This is a genomic window from Janibacter sp. LM (assembly GCF_039631275.1).
In the GTDB taxonomy this organism is placed as follows: domain Bacteria; phylum Actinomycetota; class Actinomycetes; order Actinomycetales; family Dermatophilaceae; genus Janibacter; species Janibacter terrae.
Genome location: NZ_JBDIVG010000055.1, coordinates 1 through 4214 on the forward strand (window position 1 = coordinate 1; position 4214 = coordinate 4214).

4 protein-coding genes are annotated in these 4214 nt (G+C 67.6%); 3 read left to right on the forward strand and 1 reads right to left on the reverse strand.

Annotated features, from left to right (window positions below; translation table 11 throughout):
- The 3 genes from ABC138_RS17215 to ABC138_RS17225 all read left to right on the forward strand — a co-directional run.
- Positions 1 to 1397: acyltransferase family protein (locus ABC138_RS17215; RefSeq protein WP_345914437.1), on the forward strand; the 1397-nt coding region annotated here is incomplete at its 5' end.
- 4 nt (positions 1398 to 1401) lie between these two features.
- Positions 1402 to 1740, forward strand: coding sequence for a TraR/DksA C4-type zinc finger protein (locus ABC138_RS17220; protein WP_068329959.1), 339 nt, complete (start codon positions 1402 to 1404; stop codon positions 1738 to 1740).
- Positions 1741 to 1802: 62 nt separating this feature from the next.
- Complete coding sequence (locus tag ABC138_RS17225; protein WP_032492312.1) at positions 1803 to 2540, forward strand: GntR family transcriptional regulator; 738 nt, start codon at positions 1803 to 1805, stop codon at positions 2538 to 2540.
- Between the two features lie 2 nt (positions 2541 to 2542).
- Here the strand turns inward: ABC138_RS17225 and ABC138_RS17230 are convergent.
- Positions 2543 to 4214, reverse strand: a 1672-nt coding sequence (locus ABC138_RS17230; RefSeq protein ID WP_345914438.1) for an FAD-dependent monooxygenase, incomplete at its 5' end; no start/stop codon positions are given.

A 4214-nucleotide genomic window follows, 5' to 3' on the forward strand; every position in this document is an offset into this window, starting at 1 on the left:
TCACCACGAACCGCGAAGAGCCCGCCGGGCTCGGCTGGGTCGGCCTCGCCGCCGTCGTCGCCGGGGGCTTCCTCCTGTCGTCCGCGACCGCGTGGCCCGGCTACGCCGCTCTCGTGCCGACCCTGGGCTCCGCCGCCGTCATCGTCTCCGGGTTCAGCAGCAGCCCGATGGGACCGGGCGCGGTGCTCTCCCTTCGCCCCATGGTGTGGGTCGGCGGGCTCTCCTACTCGCTCTACCTCTGGCACTGGCCGCTGCTCGTGTCCGCGGAGTCGTACTGGGACGGGCTGAGCCTCAAGCGGGGACTGGCCGTGGCGGCCTTCTCCGTCATCCCGGCGTACCTGTCCTACCGCTTCATCGAGAACCCGATCCGCTTCTCCACGAAGCTGTCGGTCTCCAACCCGCTCAGCCTGTCGATGGGCGCGAACTTCTCGGCGATCGGCGTCGTCGCCGGTCTCGTCCTCGTCCTGGCCGTCCCGGCCTCGAGCGGGACGGGCGCGGACGGGGGCGCGGCCGCCCCGGGCGCGGCGGTCCTGCACGAGAAGCCCGCCGCCGGCCAGCCGCGCCCCGGGACGGTCGCGAGCCTCAAGGACGTGGAGGGCTTCGTCCCCGACATCAGCCGGGTGACCGAGGACCTCGCGCCGATGGCCGAGGAGGACGAGTGCCAGGCCGGCCTGGACAGCTCCGAGCCCATCCGCTGCGAGTACGGCGACCCGGACGGCAAGCAGACGATCCTCGTCGTCGGCGACTCGAAGATCCTCCAGTGGCAGACCGTCCTCGACGAGCTCGCCAAGGAGAACGGCTGGAAGATGGTGTCGTACACCAAGTCGGCGTGCGCCTTCAGCTCCGGTGTGCAGCTGGCGAAGGGGAAGATCTACACCAGCTGCGCCGACTGGAACAGCAAGGTCAGGGACATCGCCCTCGACATGAAGCCGGACCTCGTCCTCACGACGAGCCGGATCGACCAGGCCCTCGAGGACCCCGACGATCTCGAGTCGCTCTCCCACAAGGGGATGACCGACGCCCTCGCCGCGTCGTGGCAGGAGCTCGACGACCACGGCATCCCGGTGCTCGCGATCCTCGACAACCCGAGTCCGGGCATCGAGGTCTACAAGTGCGCCGCCGAGCACATGGACGACCTCGCCGCGTGCACCTTCGACAAGCAGGAGGGCGTCGAGTCCAGCTCCGTCGACGAGTTCCGCGCCGCGGCCAAGAAGGTGCCGAGCGTCAGGATCATCGACTTCCGGGAGGCCATCTGCCCGGAGAAGACCTGCGTCCCCGTCATCGGCGGCGTGTTCATCTACCGGCAGACCTCGCACGTCACCGACACGTACACGCGCACCATGAAGCCGGATGTCGAGAAGGTGCTCGTTCCTGCGGTCGAGAAGATGACACGCTGACGGCATGACCGACCCACGCCCCCTGCTCGAGGACGAGCGAAGGGAGACCCTCGCCCGCCTCGCGACCCTCACCGGGGACTTCACTGCCCTCGTCGAGGCGAGTGAAGGGAGCAATGCCGACGACGAGCACGACCCGGAGGGAGCGACGATCGCCTTCGAGCGCTCGCAGCTGGATGCGCTGGTCCAGCAGGCCCGGGCCCGTCTCGGCGAGATCGACGCGGCTCTCGAGCGGGTCGGGCACGGGACGTACGGCGCCTGCGAAGGGTGCGGTCGAGCGATCGCCGCGGCCCGCCTCGAGGCCCGGCCCACCGCCCGGCTGTGCATCGAGTGCGCAGCGGGCTGACTGCGCTGTCCCGTCGCAGCGGTGGACGCCGACTGCGGTCCGGTGCAGGTAGCCTCGTTTGCGTGAGTACACCGCCCGCGTCCCGTGCACCGAAGGGTGGTTCCACCGGTGTCGACCCGTCCCCGGCGCCATCGGTGGCCGATCGGGTCTACGCGGAGATCTTCGCCGAGGTCGCGGCGGGACGTTACGTCGCCGGTGAACGCCTGACGGAGTCGCGGCTTGCCACCGGTCACCGGGTGAGCAGAGTCCCCCTTCGTGAGGTACTCAAGCGGATGGCTGCGGAGGGGATCCTGGACCTCTACCCGAACCGGGGTGCCGTCGTGAGGGTTCTCAGTCGTGAGGACATCCATGACTACTTCGAGGTGCGGATGGCGCTAGAGGGGTTCGCCTCGGAGCTCGTCGCCGCGCACATCGACCGGGCTGACAACCGCGACTACTTCTTCGAGGTGGTTGCCGACATGAGGCGACCCCACCCGGACCATGGGGCGGAGGCGTTCACCGAGCACGACGACTTGGTGCACGGTGGGATCGTGCGCCGGTGCGGCAACAAGCTGCTCGCCCGCCAGTGGCAACTGTTACCACTACCGCTGCATCGGCTACGGCACTTCGCGGGTACCAACACGTGGGATTTCGCCGCCTCCATGCAGGACCACGAGGAGATTCTCGCGGCGGTCACTGCGGGACGACCCGACGAGGCACGCGAGCAGATGGTCGCGCACCTCGATCGGGTTGTCCAGCGGGTGCTGTCCTTGGACCAGAAAGAGTTCGACGGGGTCTTCAATCCCGGCTGGCGTGACTAGTACTACGCGCGCCCGAGGATCGCGCCCAGAGCGGCACGCAACCGAGCAGCCGCGTCCCCGGAGGAGTCGGCTGCCCGCCACCCGATCATGTGGTCAGGGCGCACGAGCAGCGCACCGTCGTCCTCGATGTCCCTGACAGCAGCGAAGTCGCCGTAGCTGTCCTGGTGCTCGCAACCACGACCGATGGCGTGGATGGTGAGGGCGACACCTAGCTCGTCAGCGACGGTGCGGGCCGCCTCGTGCCAGACGTCGCCAGCCACTCCGGTGAGCAGGGTGAACTGTCCTCGACCGCACAGGTCGAGCAAGGCCACTCGACGTTGGTCCCGTGTGAGCCAGGCGTGCGGCAGGTGCCGACCGGGCCGCGTGGAGGGAAAGTAGTGCAACTCCTCGTCACGCTCAGGGATCTCGACGTCGCTGCCGTCGGTGACAACCGCTGCGGAGTCGTAGTGCTGGTTCAGCTCGATGCCGTGGGCGTTGAAGCACAGCAGGGTGCCGGCGAGGGCGGCGTCGAACTCTTGGCGGCGCTGCAGACCCTCGGGCGTCGGCTCGGCGAGCCGCTTGATAGCAGTCTCGAGAGTTTGCTCGTCGCAGTTCGGTGGGACCTGGAGCGCCATGAAGAGTGGAGGCATGAGGTCGTTGCTCCGCGATGCCCGGTCGACGATTTGGCGACCTACTGGAACCCGCTCATCCCGATAGGTCTCCAGCAGCGCGGATGAGGCCTGCTCGCGCAGCACGAGCGCGAGCTTCCAGCACAGGTTGAAGCTGTCTTGGACGGAGGTGTTGGAACCGAGTCCGTTCATCGGGGAGTGCCGGTGAACGGCATCCCCCACGCAGAAGATGCGTCCAGCGGTGTTGTCGGTGGCCACCATTTTGTTCACCGCCCACGTGGACATCGACTCGACCCGGACAGGCACGGACGAGTCCCCGATCAGCTTGTGAGCGATACGTACGCCGTTGGCGTCGCTCAGGTCTGCCGGACCATCGGAGGGTTCGAAACCCCAGACCCCCACCCAGCGCGTCCATGGACGGATCATGCGCAGGACACCGATACCGTTGCCGTCGTGGCCCACTCCGGGCTGGATGAACCAGTACATGTCACCCTGCCGGTGACTGACGAGGTGGCTCAGATCGGCCTCGAAGTCGACGTTGATGGAGCTACTCACGCCCATCTCGCCCTCGAACGGCAAACCAGCCTGCTGAGCGACGATGGAGTTACCTCCATCGGCCCCGATCGCGTAGCGAGCTCGGATCGAGTACTCGCCACCGGTGACCCGGTCTCGGACATGCGCAACGACGTGGTCGCCGGCGTCGGTGATCGTCAGCAGCTCGGTGTTGAACCGGACGGTGCTGCCGCGAGAGGAGGCGGTGTTCACGAGGATGGGTTCGAGGAGGTGCTGCGGTATGTCGCAGATGCTTGTGGGGCTGGCCAGATCGTGCTCAGCCTGGAAGCGGGGGTGGGTGTACCACGTGCGTAGGCGTCCCAGCTCTTCACCGGAGAGGCTCGTGGCAAAGACGTGCTCGCCCATCTGGGACTGAGGGGTTGCCCAGCCGGTCACCTGATCTTCGATGCCGAGGTCGCGGAATACCTCGAGGGCGCGTTGGTTGGTGATGTGAGCGCGTGGCGAATTCGGGCTCTCCTGACTGATCCGTGGGTCATTTCCGGCCTGGGAGGAC